19 protein-coding genes and 1 pseudogene are annotated in these 18,383 nt (G+C 48.4%); 6 read left to right on the top strand and 14 right to left on the bottom strand.

Features of this window, described 5'->3' with window-relative positions:
• Positions 1 to 13 precede the first annotated feature (13 nt).
• The 5 genes from E8L90_RS01870 to E8L90_RS01850 all read right to left on the bottom strand — a co-directional run bounded on the left by E8L90_RS01870 (position 14) and on the right by E8L90_RS01850 (position 3,327).
• Positions 14 to 451, bottom strand: coding sequence for a DUF350 domain-containing protein (locus E8L90_RS01870; protein ID WP_137027755.1), 438 nt, complete (start codon positions 449 to 451; stop codon positions 14 to 16).
• 22 nt (positions 452 to 473) lie between these two features.
• Positions 474 to 1,715, bottom strand: coding sequence for a glutathionylspermidine synthase family protein (locus E8L90_RS01865; RefSeq protein WP_137027754.1), 1,242 nt, complete (start codon positions 1,713 to 1,715; stop codon positions 474 to 476).
• A gap of 10 nt (positions 1,716 to 1,725) precedes the next feature.
• Positions 1,726 to 1,983, bottom strand: coding sequence for a hypothetical protein (locus E8L90_RS01860; RefSeq protein WP_137027753.1), 258 nt, complete (start codon positions 1,981 to 1,983; stop codon positions 1,726 to 1,728).
• Between the two features lie 11 nt (positions 1,984 to 1,994).
• Positions 1,995 to 2,441 carry a hypothetical protein gene (locus E8L90_RS01855; RefSeq protein WP_137027752.1) on the bottom strand — a complete coding sequence of 149 codons (447 nt, stop codon included), beginning with the start codon at positions 2,439 to 2,441 and terminating at the stop codon, positions 1,995 to 1,997.
• A 109-nt stretch (positions 2,442 to 2,550) separates the two neighbouring features.
• Positions 2,551 to 3,327 (bottom strand): inositol monophosphatase family protein, encoded by a 777-nt coding sequence (locus E8L90_RS01850; RefSeq protein WP_137027751.1) that lies wholly within the window; start codon positions 3,325 to 3,327, stop codon positions 2,551 to 2,553.
• Between the two features lie 142 nt (positions 3,328 to 3,469).
• Between E8L90_RS01850 and E8L90_RS01845 the strand changes: the two genes are divergently transcribed.
• The gene (locus E8L90_RS01845; protein WP_137027750.1) at positions 3,470 to 3,847 is read left to right on the top strand and encodes a hypothetical protein; all 378 of its coding nucleotides are present in this window, start codon (positions 3,470 to 3,472) and stop codon (positions 3,845 to 3,847) included.
• Positions 3,848 to 3,896: 49 nt separating this feature from the next.
• On the opposite strand, the gene E8L90_RS01840 is transcribed toward E8L90_RS01845, so the two are convergent.
• Positions 3,897 to 4,382: a PaaI family thioesterase gene (locus E8L90_RS01840; RefSeq protein WP_137027749.1), complete on the bottom strand. Its 486-nt coding sequence runs from the start codon at positions 4,380 to 4,382 to the stop codon at positions 3,897 to 3,899.
• Positions 4,383 to 4,603: 221 nt separating this feature from the next.
• On the opposite strand from E8L90_RS01840, the gene ilvD reads away from it, so the two are divergent.
• The 3 genes from ilvD to E8L90_RS01825 all read left to right on the top strand — a co-directional run bounded on the left by ilvD (position 4,604) and on the right by E8L90_RS01825 (position 8,399).
• Positions 4,604 to 6,280, top strand: coding sequence for a dihydroxy-acid dehydratase (ilvD, locus tag E8L90_RS01835; RefSeq protein WP_137027748.1), 1,677 nt, complete (start codon positions 4,604 to 4,606; stop codon positions 6,278 to 6,280).
• Between the two features lie 136 nt (positions 6,281 to 6,416).
• Positions 6,417 to 7,019 carry an ArsR/SmtB family transcription factor gene (locus E8L90_RS01830; protein ID WP_137027747.1) on the top strand — a complete coding sequence of 201 codons (603 nt, stop codon included), beginning with the start codon at positions 6,417 to 6,419 and terminating at the stop codon, positions 7,017 to 7,019.
• 120 nt (positions 7,020 to 7,139) lie between these two features.
• A complete protein-coding gene (locus E8L90_RS01825; RefSeq protein ID WP_137027746.1) occupies positions 7,140 to 8,399 on the top strand; it encodes an MFS transporter in 1,260 nt (419 codons plus the stop codon).
• Between the two features lie 105 nt (positions 8,400 to 8,504).
• On the opposite strand, the gene E8L90_RS01820 is transcribed toward E8L90_RS01825, so the two are convergent.
• On the bottom strand, positions 8,505 to 9,005 hold the full coding sequence (locus E8L90_RS01820; protein ID WP_137027745.1) for a C40 family peptidase: 501 nt from the start codon (positions 9,003 to 9,005) through the stop codon (positions 8,505 to 8,507).
• Between the two features lie 446 nt (positions 9,006 to 9,451).
• Between E8L90_RS01820 and trmB the strand changes: the two genes are divergently transcribed.
• The gene (trmB, locus tag E8L90_RS01810; protein ID WP_016743027.1) at positions 9,452 to 10,096 is read left to right on the top strand and encodes a tRNA (guanosine(46)-N7)-methyltransferase TrmB; all 645 of its coding nucleotides are present in this window, start codon (positions 9,452 to 9,454) and stop codon (positions 10,094 to 10,096) included.
• Between the two features lie 360 nt (positions 10,097 to 10,456).
• On the opposite strand, the gene E8L90_RS01800 is transcribed toward trmB, so the two are convergent.
• The 3 genes from E8L90_RS01800 to E8L90_RS01790 form a co-directional block, all read right to left on the bottom strand.
• A complete protein-coding gene (locus E8L90_RS01800; protein ID WP_137027743.1) occupies positions 10,457 to 11,155 on the bottom strand; it encodes a DUF977 family protein in 699 nt (232 codons plus the stop codon).
• The gene (locus tag E8L90_RS01795; protein ID WP_244297133.1) at positions 11,133 to 12,764 is read right to left on the bottom strand and encodes an ATP-binding protein; all 1,632 of its coding nucleotides are present in this window, start codon (positions 12,762 to 12,764) and stop codon (positions 11,133 to 11,135) included. The genes E8L90_RS01800 and E8L90_RS01795 overlap by 23 nt, the downstream gene beginning before the upstream one ends.
• A 100-nt stretch (positions 12,765 to 12,864) precedes the next feature.
• Complete coding sequence (locus tag E8L90_RS01790) at positions 12,865 to 14,175, bottom strand: CitMHS family transporter (protein ID WP_137027741.1); 1,311 nt, start codon at positions 14,173 to 14,175, stop codon at positions 12,865 to 12,867.
• A gap of 211 nt (positions 14,176 to 14,386) precedes the next feature.
• Here E8L90_RS01790 and E8L90_RS30565 point away from each other — a divergent pair.
• A pseudogene (locus E8L90_RS30565) lies at positions 14,387 to 14,653 on the top strand (VOC family protein); the annotation flags it as partial.
• Positions 14,654 to 14,751: 98 nt separating this feature from the next.
• Here E8L90_RS30565 and E8L90_RS01780 read toward each other — a convergent pair.
• From E8L90_RS01780 to E8L90_RS01765, 4 genes are all read right to left on the bottom strand, one after another.
• Positions 14,752 to 15,618 carry an ABC transporter permease subunit gene (locus tag E8L90_RS01780; protein ID WP_137027740.1) on the bottom strand — a complete coding sequence of 289 codons (867 nt, stop codon included), beginning with the start codon at positions 15,616 to 15,618 and terminating at the stop codon, positions 14,752 to 14,754.
• Positions 15,590 to 16,552, bottom strand: a complete 963-nt coding sequence (locus E8L90_RS01775) for an ABC transporter ATP-binding protein (protein WP_137027739.1) — start codon at positions 16,550 to 16,552, stop codon at positions 15,590 to 15,592. The genes E8L90_RS01780 and E8L90_RS01775 overlap by 29 nt, the downstream gene beginning before the upstream one ends.
• 91 nt (positions 16,553 to 16,643) lie before the next feature.
• The gene (locus E8L90_RS01770) at positions 16,644 to 17,819 is read right to left on the bottom strand and encodes an anti-sigma factor family protein (protein ID WP_137027738.1); all 1,176 of its coding nucleotides are present in this window, start codon (positions 17,817 to 17,819) and stop codon (positions 16,644 to 16,646) included.
• Positions 17,816 to 18,364: an RNA polymerase sigma factor SigX gene (locus E8L90_RS01765; RefSeq protein ID WP_137027737.1), complete on the bottom strand. Its 549-nt coding sequence runs from the start codon at positions 18,362 to 18,364 to the stop codon at positions 17,816 to 17,818. The genes E8L90_RS01770 and E8L90_RS01765 overlap by 4 nt, the downstream gene beginning before the upstream one ends.
• Between the last annotated feature and the right edge of the window lie 19 nt (positions 18,365 to 18,383).

Raw genomic sequence — 18,383 nt, 5'->3', positions numbered from 1 at the left:
CCTCTTTCCATGCTTAGTAGCTGATCAGCGCAGCCATCAACAAACCTGCGGCAATACTCAACCGCGAAGCGAAAATACCGACGGATACGTTCCCGTTCGGAATTTCAGACACGACTTTAAATGGTGTGATCCATTCGAACAAATAAAAAATGATAACTTGAAATACCATTCCTACAATACCCCAGATGACCAAATCCCACAAGTTAACAGAGTGGTAAACAGCCGAAGCGAGGACGATTGCCAAACCGATGATTTTCCCTCCCAAATCGTGCGCGGCTGCTTTTGCCGCTGCCATTTTTTTCGGATCGTCAGTCTGTGCTCCTTGCTTGATCAGATCAAACTCCTTGTAAGGAGTCGTAATCGTAAACACAAAAATCCCCACAGCCAATATCGGAATGGTCACTGCCAAATACGCTAAAAAGTTTACTACGTAATCCAATTGTCCCAACATGTTAAGTTGTCCTCTCCTCTCGCTACTTGTCTATCCCGACCGGCAAATAGTAGGATAGGTTGTTTGTAATCGGTCCCCCGACACGAGCTACAATTGCCGATGACTCTGTTCCGATCCAAAAGGACCCCCAGAGCAGCCGTCCAGCATATGCTCCCTTCATCGTCTCAACCGTTATCTCTGGAAGCTCCACCCGTTTCTGATAAATCATCGGCTGCTCCCAGTAAAACTCTTCCTCATCCTTCTCTTGCAGCGTACCATCTGATGCAAACAGCATGACACCGCCACCTTCCCGTCCAAAAATCGGCTTCGTGACGTAGTCCTCCCTGCCTGCAAACCGATTTTCAAAATAAGTCGGCAGCATGTAAGCTTCGATGATCGCGTGCTCTTCTTCGGTGAAAAACTCATTTGCCTCATGCAAGTTCCAGATGAGCGCCTGCAAAGCCTTCGTCTGAATGAGAAACGCAGAAGGAGGATTAATAATGGCCAGCTTTTTGCGGGCAATTAACGAAAGCACATGCTCACCAGTCGGGTAGCCATCTTCATCCCGTTCTACCGCCAGCTTTTCCAAAGCATGCAGGCGGTACAACACATCGACTGGCAGTAGCTCCTCGTTTTCCTTTACATAGAGACGATCTTGCCAAACACGCAAATGCTCCAAAGCCGCAAACCTGGCAGACAGACCCGATTTGTTCAATAAGTACAAGGTCGTTCCCTTGTCTTCCTCATGCCAGTCGAGCGAGCTAAACCAGATAGATTCCGTATCATAGCCTTGCGCCCGATAGGCGTCGACCACCTTGCTGAATGCCGAACACAACTGTCGCGCCATTCCTTCATTCGGGTCCTCGCGCAGGAAATGGCGACAAGCACGACCGTTCACATAAAAAGCCTCGACGATTCCAGTAGGGGTATCGCTATTGCACTCAAGCATCTTCAATCCTTCTGTCGTCTGGGCAAAATCAAAGCGTCCAATCACAGTCGGCACTGCTTGGGAAACAACGATCCTGACTGCCTGCGAAGCCTCCTTTGGCACTCCTAGTTCTAACAACAGGGAGTCCTCTGCACGCTGCAATACCGGAACGACCTTGGAAAAGACTTGCCCCAGTCGCTCGGTTGCCATCGCGATTTCCTCTCGAAAGGAGGGAGAGATCAGGTGGATATCATGAAGCGCATATTCCTCGCCATACATCCAATCCCAGGTAAATACGCCCTCTTCCCGCATCGGGCCGTACAGCGCCTCTCGTTCTCGTCGATTTTGGTTTTCCACTTCCTTCACCTCACCCGGAGCTGGAATAGCCCGAACTTCCGATACCACCCTTGGAGCTGCTCGTGCTTATCCCACTCGATACTCCGGATTTGCTCTTGTAGGATCTGTAAGTAGAGCTTGAACCCCCACCGCTGCTGCTATCGTCACAATAGCCGTCATTGTCGTTATCGTAGCAATCATCATAGTCGTCCTCGGAAGAACAACCGCTGACCGCAAGTGCAGCTGCGACGAACAGACCAACTACTTTCTTCGATTTCGTTTGTGTCATTCTACTTCCTCCTACACTGGCTTCGCGTAGTAAACATAAACCTGACGATCTTCATCCACCTCGGCCGATGTCTTCTCCCATTCGCGTCCATTCACATACAAGTAGTCACTTTGCAAATGCAAGAGAGCATTGTCATCGTCCTTGAAATAAAACGTGTGTACGAGCGGATAAACGCGTGCATTTTCTTGATATTCACGCATTTCGATCTGGATGCTGCCCCAGCGTGCAGACACAGCCTCCGCATAGTCGACAGCCTGCTCTTCTGTTGAGCGCTTGACGTAAATGACATACGTACCGCTTTCGATTGAACAGGACGTCTTTTCATAAACGACATGCCCTTTCACCAAATAATCGCAAGCAAAACGCAAGGAGACCTCATCTTTGTCCACGTTGTCATAGTAAAACTGAACAGGGTACCCCCTCGCCTCATCCAGCAGCCGATATTCCAATCGTGCCATTTCTCTCACCTCTTTTACCTATCCCAGAATAACAAATCATTCGCAACATTTTTATACGTGAGCCGAAACATTTGGTTGCACTACATAAGTCGTGCTTCTTTTGTTTCCGTTACTGTTGAATCATACCACGAATGGTTTCATGCAAATGTCCGTTGCTCGCCACGAATGAAGGAGTGTGATCTTGTTGGAATGGTTCATGCTGATACGGCTTTCCAGACCAGTCCGTAATCGTTGCCCCCGCCTCCTGGGCGATAACAATTCCGGCAGCCACATCCATAATATTGGAGCGTTGCATCACGATATAATCGAGCCATCCGTTTGCCAGCAAGCACCAGTCCAGTGCAGGCGCAATATTTCGCATGAGACGCTTGGTCTGGAATACAAACGGTTTCGTAAAAGCCATCTCTTCTTCCTTCGTTACCGTGTCTCGTCCACGGATGTACGTACCGACTGCACGTGTGAGGTCTTGACGGTTATTGACGTTCAATCGTTTTCCGTTCAGATAGGCTCCTTTTCCTTTTTCCGCCCAAAACATTTGACCCGCTACTGGATTGTAGACGACGCCCAGCACCAGCTCACCCTTGTGCTGCAACGCAATCGAGATCGAGAAATACGGATAGCCGATAAAATAGTTATTCGTTCCATCTAAAGGATCGATAATCCACAAATACTCTTCCTCACGGGAAACCATTCCGACCTCTTCTGAAAAAATGGTATGTGTCGGGAAGTGGCGATGCAGTACCTCAATGATGCGCTTCTCACTGCCTTTATCCTCTGGCAGCTTCACGTCGTTATGCAATTCCTCATCGGGCACGAGCTGTTCGAGAAAACGTTCCTTCAAAAACGCACCCGCGACACTTGCTGCTTCTTTTGCAATTTCGATCATGACATTTCGCTCCTTTTTCCCTTTGGAACAACTTCCTAAATAATATTCGATGTCAAAAGACGACTTTTTGAACAACCTTCCACTTGCACTTGCATAGGAAAGATTACTATCATAGAGAAACACCCGAAGGAGGGGGATAAACATGAACACCGACTTCATTCGGCTGAAAAACATGGAAGGTGAACTCAAATTCACCCAAATGAACAATAGCTACGGCTTCTCTGTCACCACAAAGGAGCTCGTTTTTTTCAAGCCACACATGACCTACCATTTGTTTTTGCAGGATATCATCAGCATGGTCCCGATGAAGCTAGACACAAGCCCAGTCACGTTTCGGCATCGGAGTGAGACGGTTCACGCCTCGTTTGGTTCCGATTACTACAAGCTGACCGCCAAGTGGGCGCGGATTGTTTCTCGATCCGGTATCGTCGAAAAAGAAAACATGGAGTTTATCGTGCCGCTTTCCACCAAAATGCTCACATATATTTCGGAATACAGCGGCCTCGTTGTCATCAAATAACACCGTCAACCCTCACCCTCACTTTTTTGGTGTGGAGCGAGGGTTTTTATTATCGAGCATTTCTGGATAGCACAATGAACGTTCCTGTACCGTGGGCGATCCGCCTATCCCGATCATCGTAGACACTGCTCTCCATGACGACCAACGTGCGTCCGCGATGCAAAAAGCTCGCTTCTGCGCGCAGCCGCTCCCCTATTCCCGGAAGCAAATAATTGACCTTCAGCTCTGACGTCACTGCATACTGATTGGGTGGCAAGGATCGATTGATCAAGGAGCCCATCGCTGAATCGATCAAGGTCGCGAGAATACCTCCATGAACAACCCGCCCTGAATTGTGCATGAAAGGGGTCAGAGGCAATTCGAAGCGATACGACTGTCTTTCTTCGTCGATGAACTCTCCCTTTAATCCAAGAAACCCAGAGATAAACGCGCTATTCCGTTCCCGCTTTTGATGAATGGCAGCAACAGCCAGCTCGAGAATGCAGCGCTCCTCTTCATTCCCGTCCGACCAGATATTTTTTAATTCATCTAACATTTTGTTCACTCCAACCGAAATAGAGTCGATCCTTCTATTTTATCCCAAACAAGCTGATTTCGCTACGATTCCTAAGCTTATACCAATCGAAAGCAGCCGTCCGAACCATTCGAGACTGAGCAAATGTTCAGACTTTTACGGTTGTTTCTGTAATTAAAAATTGATAAGATAGTTCAAAACATAAGACAGGCATTATCCGTATGGGAAGGGAGTTTTTCAAATTGGCCAGACAACGAAGTGACATGATCAAAAAAGGATTCGACCGCGCACCGCACCGTAGCTTGCTACGTGCAGCAGGTGTAAAGGATGAGGATTTCGATAAACCGTTTATCGCCATTTGCAACTCGTACATCGACATTATTCCGGGTCACGTGCACTTGCAGGAGTTTGGAAAACTGGTCAAGGAAGCCGTTCGTGCTGCTGGCATGGTTCCATTCGAATTCAATACGATTGGTGTTGACGACGGAATCGCTATGGGGCATATCGGGATGCGCTACTCCCTCCCGAGCCGCGAGATCATCGCAGACAGCTTGGAAACCGTTGTCGCTGCTCACTGGTTTGATGGCATGATCTGTATTCCGAACTGTGACAAGATCACGCCTGGGATGATCATGGGTGCGCTTCGTGTCAACATTCCAACCGTATTTGTAACCGGTGGTCCTATGAAAGCCGGGAAAACGAGTGATGGTCGCTCCATCTCGCTTTCCTCCGTATTCGAGGGTGTCGGAGCTCACCAAGCAGGCTTGATCAACGACCAACAGCTCGAGGAGCTGGAGCAATATGGATGCCCGACTTGCGGTTCCTGTTCTGGTATGTTTACAGCGAACTCGATGAACTGTTTGCTCGAAGCCATTGGTTTGGCACTGCCAGGCAATGGTACCGTACTCGCTGTCTCTCCTGAACGTCGCGAGCTGGTACAAGCATCTGCTGAAAAACTGAAAAATCTGATTGAACGCGACATTAAGCCACGCGACATCGTGACGCTAGAAGCAATCGACGATGCATTCGCTCTTGACATGGCGATGGGTGGATCAACCAATACCGTTCTCCATACACTAGCTATCGCGCAAGAAGCAGGCATCGAATACCCGATTGAACGCATCAACGAAGTAGCGAAGCGCATTCCGCATATTTGTAAGCTGGCACCTTCCTCCGACTATCATATCGAGGATTGCCACGAAGCAGGCGGCGTATCAGCAGTTCTGAATGAAATCGCGAAAAAAGCAGGCGCGATCCATCCAGACCGTATCACTGTCACGGGCAAAACCCTTGGTGAAAACATCGCTGACGCTGAAATCAAGAACGATCAAGTCATTCGTCGCCTGGACAACCCATACAGCGCTTCTGGCGGTCTCGCTGTTCTGTTCGGCAACCTGGCGGAGCAAGGCTCGATCATCAAAACAGGTGGTGTCGATCCTTCTATTAAAAAGCACGAAGGTCCAGCCATCTGCTTCGACTCCCAAGAGGACGCTCTGGCAGGAATCGCCGCTGGAAAAATCAAATCCGGTCATGTTGTCGTCATCCGCTACGAGGGACCAAAAGGCGGCCCAGGCATGCCAGAAATGCTGGCTCCTACCTCACAAATCGTGGGTATGGGCCTCGGTAAAGAAGTCGCGCTCGTCACAGACGGACGCTTCTCCGGTGCTTCTCGCGGAATCAGTATCGGTCACGTGTCTCCAGAAGCCGCAGAAGGCGGTCCAATTGCCTTCGTACAGGACGGAGATATCATCTCGATTGACCTCGAGGAGCGCACGATGCAACTGCTCGTGGATGAAGCCGAGCTGGCTCGCCGCAAAGAAGGCTGGAAAGAATTCGAGCCGAAAGTAAAAACAGGCTATCTGGCTCGTTACTCCAAGCTGGTAACCAATGCGAGCATGGGTGGTATTTTGAAAATCTAGTGTTGCAAGTAAAGCCAAAACCCTTCCTTTGTGAATCACCGTCACTCAGGAAGGGTTTTTGTATTGACTTTTCCATCTATTCCCTCATACAATCAAGTTAATAAATTTTAACTGGTTAAAAGGATTGTGATGCATATTGGAGCAAAAGTCGATTTTTATCATCGAAAACTACGATCAGCTAAAAGTGATCAGTGACCCGTTACGCACGAAAATGCTGATGCATCTGGTAGAAAAGCCGCACACGGGGCAACAGCTCTCCCAACTTTTTGGGCTGTCCCGCGCGAAGATTCTGTACCACCTGCGTGAGCTGGAGAAGCACGGCATCATCCAGTTGGTTAAAAAGGAAGAGAAGGGCGGCAACATTCTCAAATACTATCAGGCGGTGGCAAGAGGTTTCATACCTGCTGATCATCTACTCACGTATACGGAGTCGAAGGAGGCAACCAGGCAATCCTATGTCGAAGTGTTGCAACGGGCGAAAACAAGAGCACTCAGTGCTCCAGAAGAAGCCTTTGCGCTGACGTCATCCGAAGTAGAGAATTGGCCGCGCATCTCCTTACAGTCTGAAGTCAAAGTCAGCCAGCAGGCGTTTGTATCCTTTTTGCAAAAATACCGGAACCTGCTCCACGAATTGCAGCAAAGCTCCCTGGATGACCCATCTTCGAAGCAGGATTACTACCTGATGATTACGGGCTTTCAAATTGATGAACCGTTATTCAAAAAGGATGGGCATGAGTAACAAAGGGAAATGTAAGACGATATTTCCACATGAGTATGAAAAACCTATTCGCGTAGGTTTTTCTTTCAGACACTCGGTTAATTTTTTTTAACCAGTTAATATTAAGGAGAGTGAATCTCTATGGAAGCTGTCCCCAAGCAATCTAGCCTTCCCTCAGTGGATACATCCCGCTTGTTTACGAAACCTTTTACCCTTCTTTGGATATCCGCCCTTTGTTCCGGACTCAGTATCTCACTCTTTCTTTTCTCCCAAACGTGGTATATCATCCAGGTTTTATCTCAGGAGGCCTCTTTAGGCATTGTATTTATGGCGGCAACCATTCCCAGGATCGTCTTTATGCTGATAGGCGGAACGCTCGCTGATCGGATGAGCAAAAAGAGAATCCTGTCGATCACAAGCATGCTGAAAGCAATTTTGATGCTGTTGCTTGGGGGAATCATCTGGTGGGGGTATTCCTCGCTTGCGCTGTTTGTTTGGTTCGCTCTCTTCTTCGGTACGATTGATGCCTTTTATTGGCCAGCTCAAAATTCGTTCCTACCGTCAATCGTACCCTCTTCTTCCCTTTTGCGTGCGAATTCTGTGCTGCAAACGACAAGCCAAACCTCACAGCTCCTCGGTCCTGTTCTTGCCGGTTTTGTGATTGAGTGGGGAAGTTACCCCCTTCTATACAGCTTTATCGGCTTGCTTCTTCTGGTTGCAAGTGTAGCAGCATGGTGCATGCCGAAACAGGAACCTGCCGTTCTTTCCAAACCACAGCCAAGGCTCAAGGAATCGTTAAAGGAAAGCTTCTATTATGTCAAACAATCGGATTTTCTTCCCTTGCTATTGACCTCCATCATCTGCCTGAACGTATTTTTGATGGGCCCCTTATACATCGGCTTGCCGATTTTTGTAGATCAGGTGTTAGCTGGCTCTACCCTGCAGTACAGCTTTTTGGAAGGGGGACTCGCTTTTGGCATGCTTGCCGGGGCAATCGTGCTCGCACTCATGAAACTGGGTCAAAACAGGTTGCAGATCGCCTTTCTTTTCATGATGATGCAAGCGCTTGTCTTCTTTGCTTTTAGTCTCACCCAACAGTTCTGGCTCAGCTTGCTTATTCTTTTTACGCTCGGGGTCACGTTTTCTCTCATTAATATTCCGATTCTCTCTTTTGTTCAGGAAAAGGTGCCACAAGCCTCTTTGGGGAAAGTCATGAGTTTGGTCTCGCTCTCGTCTTTAGGTTTGCAGCCGATTTCACAGGCGATGACGAGTCTTTTGATCGCATACGGACTTACGGCCAAGGAAGTGATGCTGCTTGCCTCCATCCCTCTCTTCATTGCTTCCTGTTTCTTTTATTGGCGGCACAAGTATGCTTGGTCTGCAAAGAGGGATGATCTGTAATAGATCATCCCTCTTCCCTATCGTATTTACAAAACTTGCTTATTCGTTCATCGCAACTTTACCGCGTGCAAGACGTATTAGTAAGTAGAGAGCCGGACGGGTAGATTACAAGACTCGCCGTGCCGAAACGAAGCGTTTCTCCCAGGACGTGCCCTTAAAGGTCGAATACGTCACTCCTGGTTTTCCATATGTATGAAGGAGTTTGTTGTTACCTGCATAGATCGCCACGTGTGTAATCCGTTTGGACGTCGTCGTTTTACTCGCCTTGAAGAACACCAGGTCTCCTTTTTTCAGGTTCGACTTGGACACACTCATTCCTACCTTGGCTTGATCGCGAGAAGTGCGTGGCAAGGTCTTGCCGACTGCGACTTTAAATACGCGCTTTGTAAAGGAAGAGCAATCAAAAACGGCTGTGGTATTGCTGCTCGCACCGAATTTATAAGGAGTACCCATATATTTTCTTCCCGTGGCAATGACCTTGTCCGCCTTGGATTGCGTCCATGCAGCCTCGGCCACATTTTGCTCTCCTGGCAGTGGAGCGACAATCGCCGTGACTCCCAATGCTACTCCCATTACAATTCCTATGAGGGCTTTATGTAATTTCATGCTGTTCATCCTCCCTTTTCTTTTGAAAAAGATCCCTGCTCAACAGGAGACCATTTTATGCAAAGTTTGGCTGACCTCTCACTTGTTCTCTACTTTACCAAAGCTCACCCTCTATGAAATTACCAAAAACTTACCAAAAACTATTTTTTCAACTGGATACGATTACCGCTTGACGCCTTTGCGCTTGATTTAATAGGCACTCCTCAAATTTTCAGTCTATTTTCCTTCCATAATGTCCCTCTTAAATTGGCAAAATCTATCCAGCCCCCATTTGTTAAAACTCGCGACCTACGCGACTTTTGTCCTAGTTCCGTTTACAAAAACCCCCTATTCTCTCTTTTTCACGTCATCTACCTCTGGAATCTCGCTTCTCTTTCTTCTCTCTACTTGCAACTAGCAGGGAGTCATCGTAAAGTAGATAGGAGTTCGTTTTGAAGGAGGCACATATGCGACTGCGTAACATTCCAGGTGCCGAAGCGGCCCTGAGAGAATATCCGACGTTCGTAGACAATCCCCTTTCCTACAAAGGAAATTGGAAGGAACGCTTCGGGAATAACAATCCGATTCATGTGGAGATCGGCTGTGGAAAAGGACGTTTCATTAATACACTGGCCGAGCGTCACCCTGACATCAATTTCATTGCGGTTGAACTGAAGGCGGAGGTCGTTCTGCGCGCTGTCCAACGTACGGAGTACAAAGCTATTCCGAATCTGGCCTTTGTCCAGTACGACGCTTCCAAGTTGACCGAGTTGTTTGCCGATCATGAAATTTCTCGCATCTATCTGAACTTTAGTGATCCGTGGCCAAAAACCCGTCATGCGAAACGCCGTCTTACTTACAAGAGCTTCTTGAACACCTATCGTCAGGTGCTTGTGGCAGACGGTGAGCTTCATATGAAGACAGACAACGAGAACCTTTTTGAGTTTTCACTCAACCAATTTGCTGCGGAGCGCTTCCAGATGCGCAATATCACCTTTGACCTGCACCAGTCCAAGCTGGCGGCAGATAATGTGATGACGGAGTACGAGGAGCGCTTTTCTTCTCGTGGGCAGCGTATTTATCGGGTGGAAGCGAGTTGTGTGATTAAGTAGACCCGAGTTTGAGTCAACATAGGGGAGGAGAAGAAAAAGCACAGTTCTCTTCGACTCTGACACGCCCGCAAGGGAAATTTCACTGTCCGTCTCCACTTCCAAAAGGGGACCGTCGAGCCAAAGCCACCCTACGGGCGGAAGTTTCTCAGGGAAGAAGTGTTCGACAAGCGTGGTCCCCTTTTGGAAGTTCCGACTGGGTAGGCGTTGTCAAGGTCTGCGAGATCTGTGCTTTTTCTTCTCACCAGCTTTGTTGGTTCATCGGAACCTTCTTAATACTTGTCAAAAATCATATTACAAAAAAAAGACCCTTTACGCTCTCAAGTAAGCTTTGGAACTTGCTTGAATGCGCGAAGGGTTTTTTTATTCTTTTTGTCGCCCGACGCTTTTGTACACGCGCTCTGGACGTCCGACGACGCCGTACGAAAGGTCTGCGATGGCGTCTCCTTTGGCTACCAAATATTCGAGGTATCGCCTTGCTGTTGAACGGCTGATGCCTGTTTCTTTGCTGACCAAATCCGTTGTGGCCTCCTGCGTCTGCATGAGAAAGCCAGAGATCTTGTCCAGCGTAATTTGATCAATTCCTTTGACTGCCCTTGTCTCGGTTGTCTTCTTTTGGCCTGTCCGGGCAATGAGCTCATCGATTTGGGCTTGGCTGATCTGATCGGTGTCTTTTTTCCAATCGCTCACCTTTTGCCTGAACTCCTGATAATTCCGTAACGTTTGTTGCAGGCGTGCAAAGATAAGGGGCTTGGTAATAAAATCGAATACACCATAGCGGATCGCTTCTACAACTGCATCCACTTCTTTGGCAGCTGTCAGCATGATGACATCCGTTGTAGGGCACTGCTCCTTTAGGATCGACAAAAAATCAAGGCCGTCCATATCCGGAAAATAAATGTCGAGCAACACGAGATCAGGCTGCAAAATTTCCATCTGGTCCTTGGCCTCTTGCCCATTCGTAGCAATGCCAATCACCTCGTACCCCTCCACTTTTTCCACGAAGCGTCGGTTTACCTCTGCAATTCTCAGGTCGTCTTCAATAATGAGTACCCGTATCATCTAAAACGACCTCCTTCCGTTCTGCCGTGCGTGCATCCTTTGGTATCGTCACAGTAAAAATCGTTCCACCTACTGGATTACCCGTATGCGTTATATTACCGTGTACATGTAAAACAGCTTGTTTGACTAAGTGCAGTCCGTAGCCATGATTCGGCTGCTGCTTGGTAGAGAAGCCGAGCTCGAAAATTCGTTCAGCATTCTCTTCGGAGATGCCTGGTCCCAGGTCCTCTACCTCTATGAGCAAGACCTCTTCCATATTGAGCAAAAAGATCGTGATTTCTGGTGCAAATGCACCTGGAGCTTTTACAGCGTCCATCGCATTATCTATCAAATTGCCGAGAATGACAATCAGCTGTGAGCGATCAATCGAGGCAGGAATGTCACGGAAGTTGCTTTCTGGATCAATTTTCAAATCCACTTTACGTTCGTTTGCTTGATTCAGCTTCCCGAGCAACAAGCCACCTATCAGTGGGTCGGGGACTTCTTGCATAATAAACGTCGTATTGTGGACATGCACATTCAGCTCAGAAGAAATCGTTTCAATCGCTTCCTGATACGATTCAAGCTGAATGAGTCCTGATATGAGATGCAGTTTGTTGGAATACTCATGCGTCTGGGAACGAAGGACTTCGGCATACTCCTTCACCCGTGACAGTTCCTGTGTGACCTCGAACAGCTCGGACCGATTGCGAAAGCTCGCTACAGCACCGATAACTTGGCGCTCCTTATCCATAATCGGAACGCGGTTCACGACTAATATGTGCTCGTCCACATTCGTTTCGCGGTCAAATTCGGCTTTCCCTGTCTCAATTACCTCATGAAGGCCCAGCGAACGAACCAGCTCGTCCTGTTTCTCCATAATCCTGTCTTTATCCTTCGCTTGCCCCAGCATATGGTGAGCAGTCTGATTCGCGAGTGTGATCGCCCCTTCCTTATTGACCGCCACAATGCCTTCGCGAATCGATTCCAGCACGGCTTGATTTTCCTGATATAATCGCCCGATTTGTTCAGGCTCCAAACCAAATATGGCTTTCTTTACATTTTGTGAAAGAATGAGCGTAGCCACCACACCCAAGAGCAAGGTGACGATCCCGATGACGAAGATTCGATTGCGATACGATTCAATCGTTTCATTTATATCCTCAAACAAAAAGCCGACAGAAACGACTCCCATCACCTTTCCTTCCTCATCATAGATCGGTGTCTTTCCTCTGAGTCCGGGGCCAAGCGAGCCGACTGTCTCAGAGATGATGGATTGCCCCTCAAATACTGCCTCATTGTCGCCTCCCACCATCTTTTTGCCAATCTGCTCTGGATCAGGATGGGAATAGCGGATGCTTTGCAAATTTCCTACTGTGATAAAAGCCGCATTCGTGTCTACACGTATTTTTTCCACGATTGGATTAATAATCTTGGCAGGGTCTTCTGCGTCAAACGCCTGTTTAATCTCGGACATCTGCGCGACGGTCTTGGCGGTATGCAGTGCGCGTGTTCCGATCTCATGCTCCAATACGCCCGCTAACATCTGTTCAAACATCGTACCGAGGATGACCGTCACGCCAAAAAGGAGCGAACAAATAATCAACATCAGCTTGCTGTGAAAACGCATATCGTTCCCTCCTCTTCTTCTCATTGTATCTTATTTCGCTCGATGACAAAAAAGAGGCCATCAGCAGGCCCCTTCTTTATTTCTTTCTTCTTATAGCTGACTAGAATGAGATGACTCCGGTAAGAAGAGCAAGCGCAATCATCACGATCGATGTTCCAAACGCCCATTTCAGGATGAACTTTTGGGTTTCCGCATAATCGACCCCAACCATCCCGATCAACAGATACTGTGCTGCAAACAACGGGCTGAGTACATGCAGCGGTTGACCCAGGATGGAAGCGCGACCAATTTCCGCCGGATCGATTCCGTAAGCGGCTGCTGCATTTGCCAGGATGGGAACGATCCCGAAGTAATACGCATCATTCGACATGAAATACGTGAATGGCATGCTTGTCAGCGCTACGAGTAGAGGCATATGGGAACCAAGTGAATCCGGAATCCAGGAAACGAGTGTGCTCGCCATCGCATCGATCATTTTTGTTTCAGACAGGATGCCTGTAAAGATTCCCGCAGCGAAAACCATGGACACGGTAGCCAGTGCGTTAGCTGCGTGGGCGGCAATTCGCTCTTTCTGATCTTGCATTTTCGGATAGTTCACAAACAGGGCAATCGCAAAAGCGAGCATGAACAGCGTCGGCAGTGGCAAAAAGCTCGTAATCAGGCCGACCATCAGGGCTGCGGTCAACAACAGATTGAACCAGATCAAGCCCGGACGTTTCAGTGCAGCGGTCTCATCCGTCGCCGCCACCTCTTGTCCTGCAAGCGATTTCAAATCTTCATCTGGTATCTCAATAATCCCCAAACGCTTACGCTCTTGTTTGCCCAGAATACAGGCTACGATCATCACCCACGCAATTCCGCCAATCATCATAGGAATCACAGGGACGAAAATCTCGGAAACATCCATATGGAGTACACTCATGACACGTGCTGTCGGTCCACCCCAAGGCGTCATGTTCATGACACCGAGCGAGAGCATCGCCATGGCTGCCAAAATCATCGGTCTAATTCCCAGCTTCCGATACAAAGGTAGCATCGCGGTAACAGTAATCATATAAGTCGTGGTTCCATCTCCATCCAGTGCGACCAAGGTAGCGAGAATCGCTGTACCTACAATCACCTTCAGTGGGTCACCCTTCACTATTTTCACGATTTTCTTAATTAATGGATCAAACAGACCCGCGTCCATCATGACTCCAAAGTATAGAATGGCGAACAACAGCATAATTCCCGTAGGGGCAATTTTTTTGATGCCTGCAAGCATCATTTCGCCAATTTCTGTCGTACCAAATCCGCTAATCAACGCAAAAACAACAGGAACAACAATCAAAGCAACCAATGCCGAAAGCCGTCTCGACATAATCAAGTACATGAAAACCGCTACCATGAGAAATCCAAGTAATGCCAGCATACGCTCGTTCCTCCTCGCGAGAATGCGCTTTCATTTCGTGCTGACATTATAACAATATTCATAAAAATCCGAACAGAATAGGCGCATAAACTGTTTTAACCACATTTCCTCTATTAACATCATAAAAATTACGGGATGCGCACATGGTGATCGGAGCATACATGTACATAAAAAAGAGGCTTTTCCCCTGTAAAGAAACAGGAGCTTGTGAAATATTTCTGAATCACACGAATTGATGAGCCCGGGAACAGTCGAAACACGTAAATCCTGATTCCGTTTCCTGCTCACCATTTGGGTCGAAGACGTGGATGAAGTCTGTGAAGAATTGAAAAAACGTGGGGTTGCTCTACTTAACGGTCCGATCGACCGGCCGTGGGGAGTGCAAACGGCTTCATGCATCGATCCGGCAGGACATGCCTGGGAGATCGCGAAACAATTAAATATCGTTTTCCTCTATCTATTCTCTTCTCTTATTTGACGGATAGCTCCCTACCTACGTCGCTATGGCCTCCTGCTGATTGACCCAGCTTTCGAAAAAAAAAAGAACGGCACGAATCAGCCGTTCTCTCTTGTATTTTATACATCCCGCTTTTGAAACACCCGAATCGACAACCCCAACGCCACGATGCCATAGAGGATGGTGTAAATGAGCATGGCAGTACTCGGAGGAGAAGTCGTACCGAAAATTCCTTGCGAAGCAAAGGACAGCGGATCGTCAGCAGAGTCAAATAGCGAAAGCGTCGCTTGCCTGAACAATGAATCGGCCGGAAAGAGCAGACTGGAAATAATCCCGATGTTGGTAAGCGAGCTATTGCTAAAGACCGCACCGATCTGCTCAATAAAGCCGCCAACGAAGCTGATCCCGTACAGAATGATCAGGATAATACCACCCGTCACTGTGGTGGTCATGCTGCTTAAGAACATCGCGACACAGACAAGGATGATCGGCATGCTAACGAAGAAGGCAGCTGCTTTCAGGATTTGGCCAACATCCACCTGAACAGCCAGCATACCTCCCCCCACCCATTGATTGATCCCCAATAACCCGAGGAACATCAAGAGTGCGTACACCCCCAGCATACTCGCCAACCCGAAAAATTTCCCCAGCACATATTTGTAGCGAGGAAGTGCTCGCGCTAGCCACGTATCGATCTGATGGCTTTCGATTTCAGAAGCAATGCTCCCTACACTGCTCAAAATCGCCAGGAGTGCCGTAATGACAGAGCCAAAGTACAAGCCCATGCCCAACATCTGTGTGGAGAGAACCTGCTTTTCCAACACGGTCTCTACACCCGTGTCTCCTACCATCTCTTTCATTTCTTTAACCGCATAGCCAGTTGCAAGTCCAAACAGCAGCAGGAAGGCCAGCGACATGATCAGCGTAATCGTAAAAATACGCTTGGAGATCATTTCTCTATACGTGATCTTGATGATCGGCCACATGTCGTTCCCCCTCCTTTCTCTGCACCCAATACAGGAATACATCTTCCAGTGATTGCTGCTTCCGCACGACTTCATGAACCGCAACCCCGGAGGCAATCAACTGTCGCAAGAGGGCTGGCACTCGATTGTCCTGATCCAGGGTCATCATCCAAGAATCACGGTCTTCTTCTTGTCTGACGAGTTGACTCGCTGTAACGAAGGAAGGAAGCTCCTTATGAAAGCCTGCGCTATCCTTGTCCACTGTCAATTCAATTTGTGGTTGGACGTTATTCAGCTTGCGCCAGTCGCCGTGTACGACCAGCTCACTACGGTGAATGATCCCGACGTAGTTGCACACGCTCTCCATTTCACTCAGTAGATGACTGTTGAGAAAAATCGTCTTTCCTTGGTCACGCAGTCTCCCGATCAGCTCACGTACTTCTTTTCGCCCGATTGGGTCCAGTGCGGAGGTCGGCTCATCGAGGAAGATCAGCTCTGGATCGGATAAGAGGGCGCAGGCAATCCCGATACGCTGCTGCATGCCTTTGGAATAGCCCCGGATGCGTTCACGCTCACGTCCAGCCATTCCGACCAGCTCAACGACATTTTTTATGACTGTTTTACTCTCGCGATGTGTTAATCCACACAACTCGGCATGATGCTCTAAAAGCTGTTGACCTGTCAACCAATCCGGATAGCGGAATAGCTCTGGTAAGTACCCTACCTTTTTTCGCGATTCTACACTGCCAATCGGCTGCCCAAGCATAACCGCTTTGCCATCCGTCGGGTGCAACAACCCGAGCATCGTCCTGACAAAGGTACTTTTACCCGCTCCATTTTGCCCGAGGAAACCAAATACAGAGCCGCGCGGTACCTGTAGCGTAATATTTTTGCAGCCGGCTTTGCCGTTGTATTGCTTGGTCAACTCCCAGGTCTCAATCACATAATCTGACATCGCTTACCTCACCTTCTCCATTGCAAACGGGACAAAGCAGAGCCCCCCCCCTTTTCAGGAAAACTCCGCCAGTGCCCCGCTATTTATTTACTTATTTCAGTTGATTTGCAAAATCCAACAGCCCGTCAGCGTTCTTTTCGCTGCCTTCCAGCATGTGAATCTGTCCATCCTGCTGCCACATCAGACGTGCATTGTATTTACCTGTGATCAGCATTCCGTTTTGACCGTTCACTTTTACTTCCTTCATCTTGCTATCGCCGTCTGCCATGTATGGCACAGGGAGGGTATGCTGCCAGTCTTCGATGCTCACCATCTGCTTTTTCACTTGATCTGGAATGAACGGCAGGGCCAAGAGTGTCTCGCGAAGCTGGGCCAGATCAACTCCCTCAGGAGCTGTTAGCTCAGGTGCGTCCACGACAGAGTAGCCATAGCTTTCTTTTCCTGCGGTCATCCAGACTTTCTGCATCTGTGGGATCTTCAAGGAGAAGCGTTTGCCATTCAGCTTTTCATCAAAGCGCGCCTTTACCTGCAATTGCCCCAGTAGCTTGTTTGCACGATCGGCATCGATTTCCATGTGCATGGTGTAAGGAGAATTGACGTCCACGCTATCCACTGTGACATCTTTCGGCAGCTCAGGCAGCTTCACTCCAGCCTTTAGCGCGGCTTCTTTACTGTTGTAATAATGATTTCTTTGTTCGAGCTTCTCTTGATCGTTTTTATCCATCCAGATTTTCCCAATCCCAGGTAGTTCCGTCTCGCCCCAATTGCCGCTAGCGATCCATTGTTCGACCTCTCGCAGATCCTCTTGCGTCACTTTGACAAACTCTACTTTATCCATGCGGAAAATGGACAGAAAATCGTTCGCTGCTGCTTGTACTTGGGGGAAAGACAGGGACACAGCCAATACTGCTGCTGCCGAAGCACCTGTTACCCATCTTTTTGTTTGCTTGTTCATCTGATTCCAGCTCCTTCTCATTGTTGCTCGATTCGTTATCATTTGTCGCTCTTGTGCATAGGTGTCAGTCGTTTTCTCGATGGATTGCGAAAAACGCTGCCACGCTGCTTCCGTATTGACCTTCCCATCGTTTGTCTCGGAAAAAGCATGCTCCATCTTCTCACGAGTCCAGCTATCCAACGCGGACAGTTCGTCTAGCTGTGTGCGGCAGGTTTCACAGTACTCCAGATGAAGCAGGAATTGCTTACTTTCTTTTGAGCTGCATTCCCCATCCAAGAACGCCTGAATAAAGCCTGTATCGGCGCATTTCATTCCTCTTCCCCCCTCATCCGGCCATATATGGTACGAAATTTACTTTTCGCTCTCGCGAGGAGTGTTCCCACTGAGCTGATCTGCGTGCCAGTCGCTTTCGCCAACTCCGTATAAGGAAATCCGGAATATTTCATGACCAGCAAGGTTCGTTCCCGCTCGTCTAGCTCCTCTAGCACATCGCGGACGATACTCTGAGACTCTTTTGCAAGCCACATCTCTTCTGAAGAAGGGCTGACGTGCTCTTGCTCGGATGCACTTCGCTCTTGTCTTGCGTACCTGCGTTTTTCTGAACGAAGATAATTGTACGCTGCGTAGAGCGCGGACTTGGACAGCCATGCCGGGATTTGTTCGATCACCGTGCGATCGGTATGGTAAAAGGAGAGAAATACATCCTGTGCAATATCTTCTGCCGTTTGTTGATCTTTCACAATTCGCATGATCTGTCTGACCACAAACGGATAATAGGTCGTAAACAATTCTTGAAAGGAATCTGCTTGATCCTCTACTCGAGCATGGTTCATCACCAGGTTTGCTTGCACCTCCACTGGGCTCCTCCTTCCTGCT

Source organism: Brevibacillus antibioticus (assembly GCF_005217615.1).
Classification (GTDB): Bacteria; Bacillota; Bacilli; order Brevibacillales; family Brevibacillaceae; genus Brevibacillus; species Brevibacillus antibioticus.
Note: the sequence above shows the minus strand (reverse complement) of the source record. Positions and strands in the feature narration are given on the sequence as shown.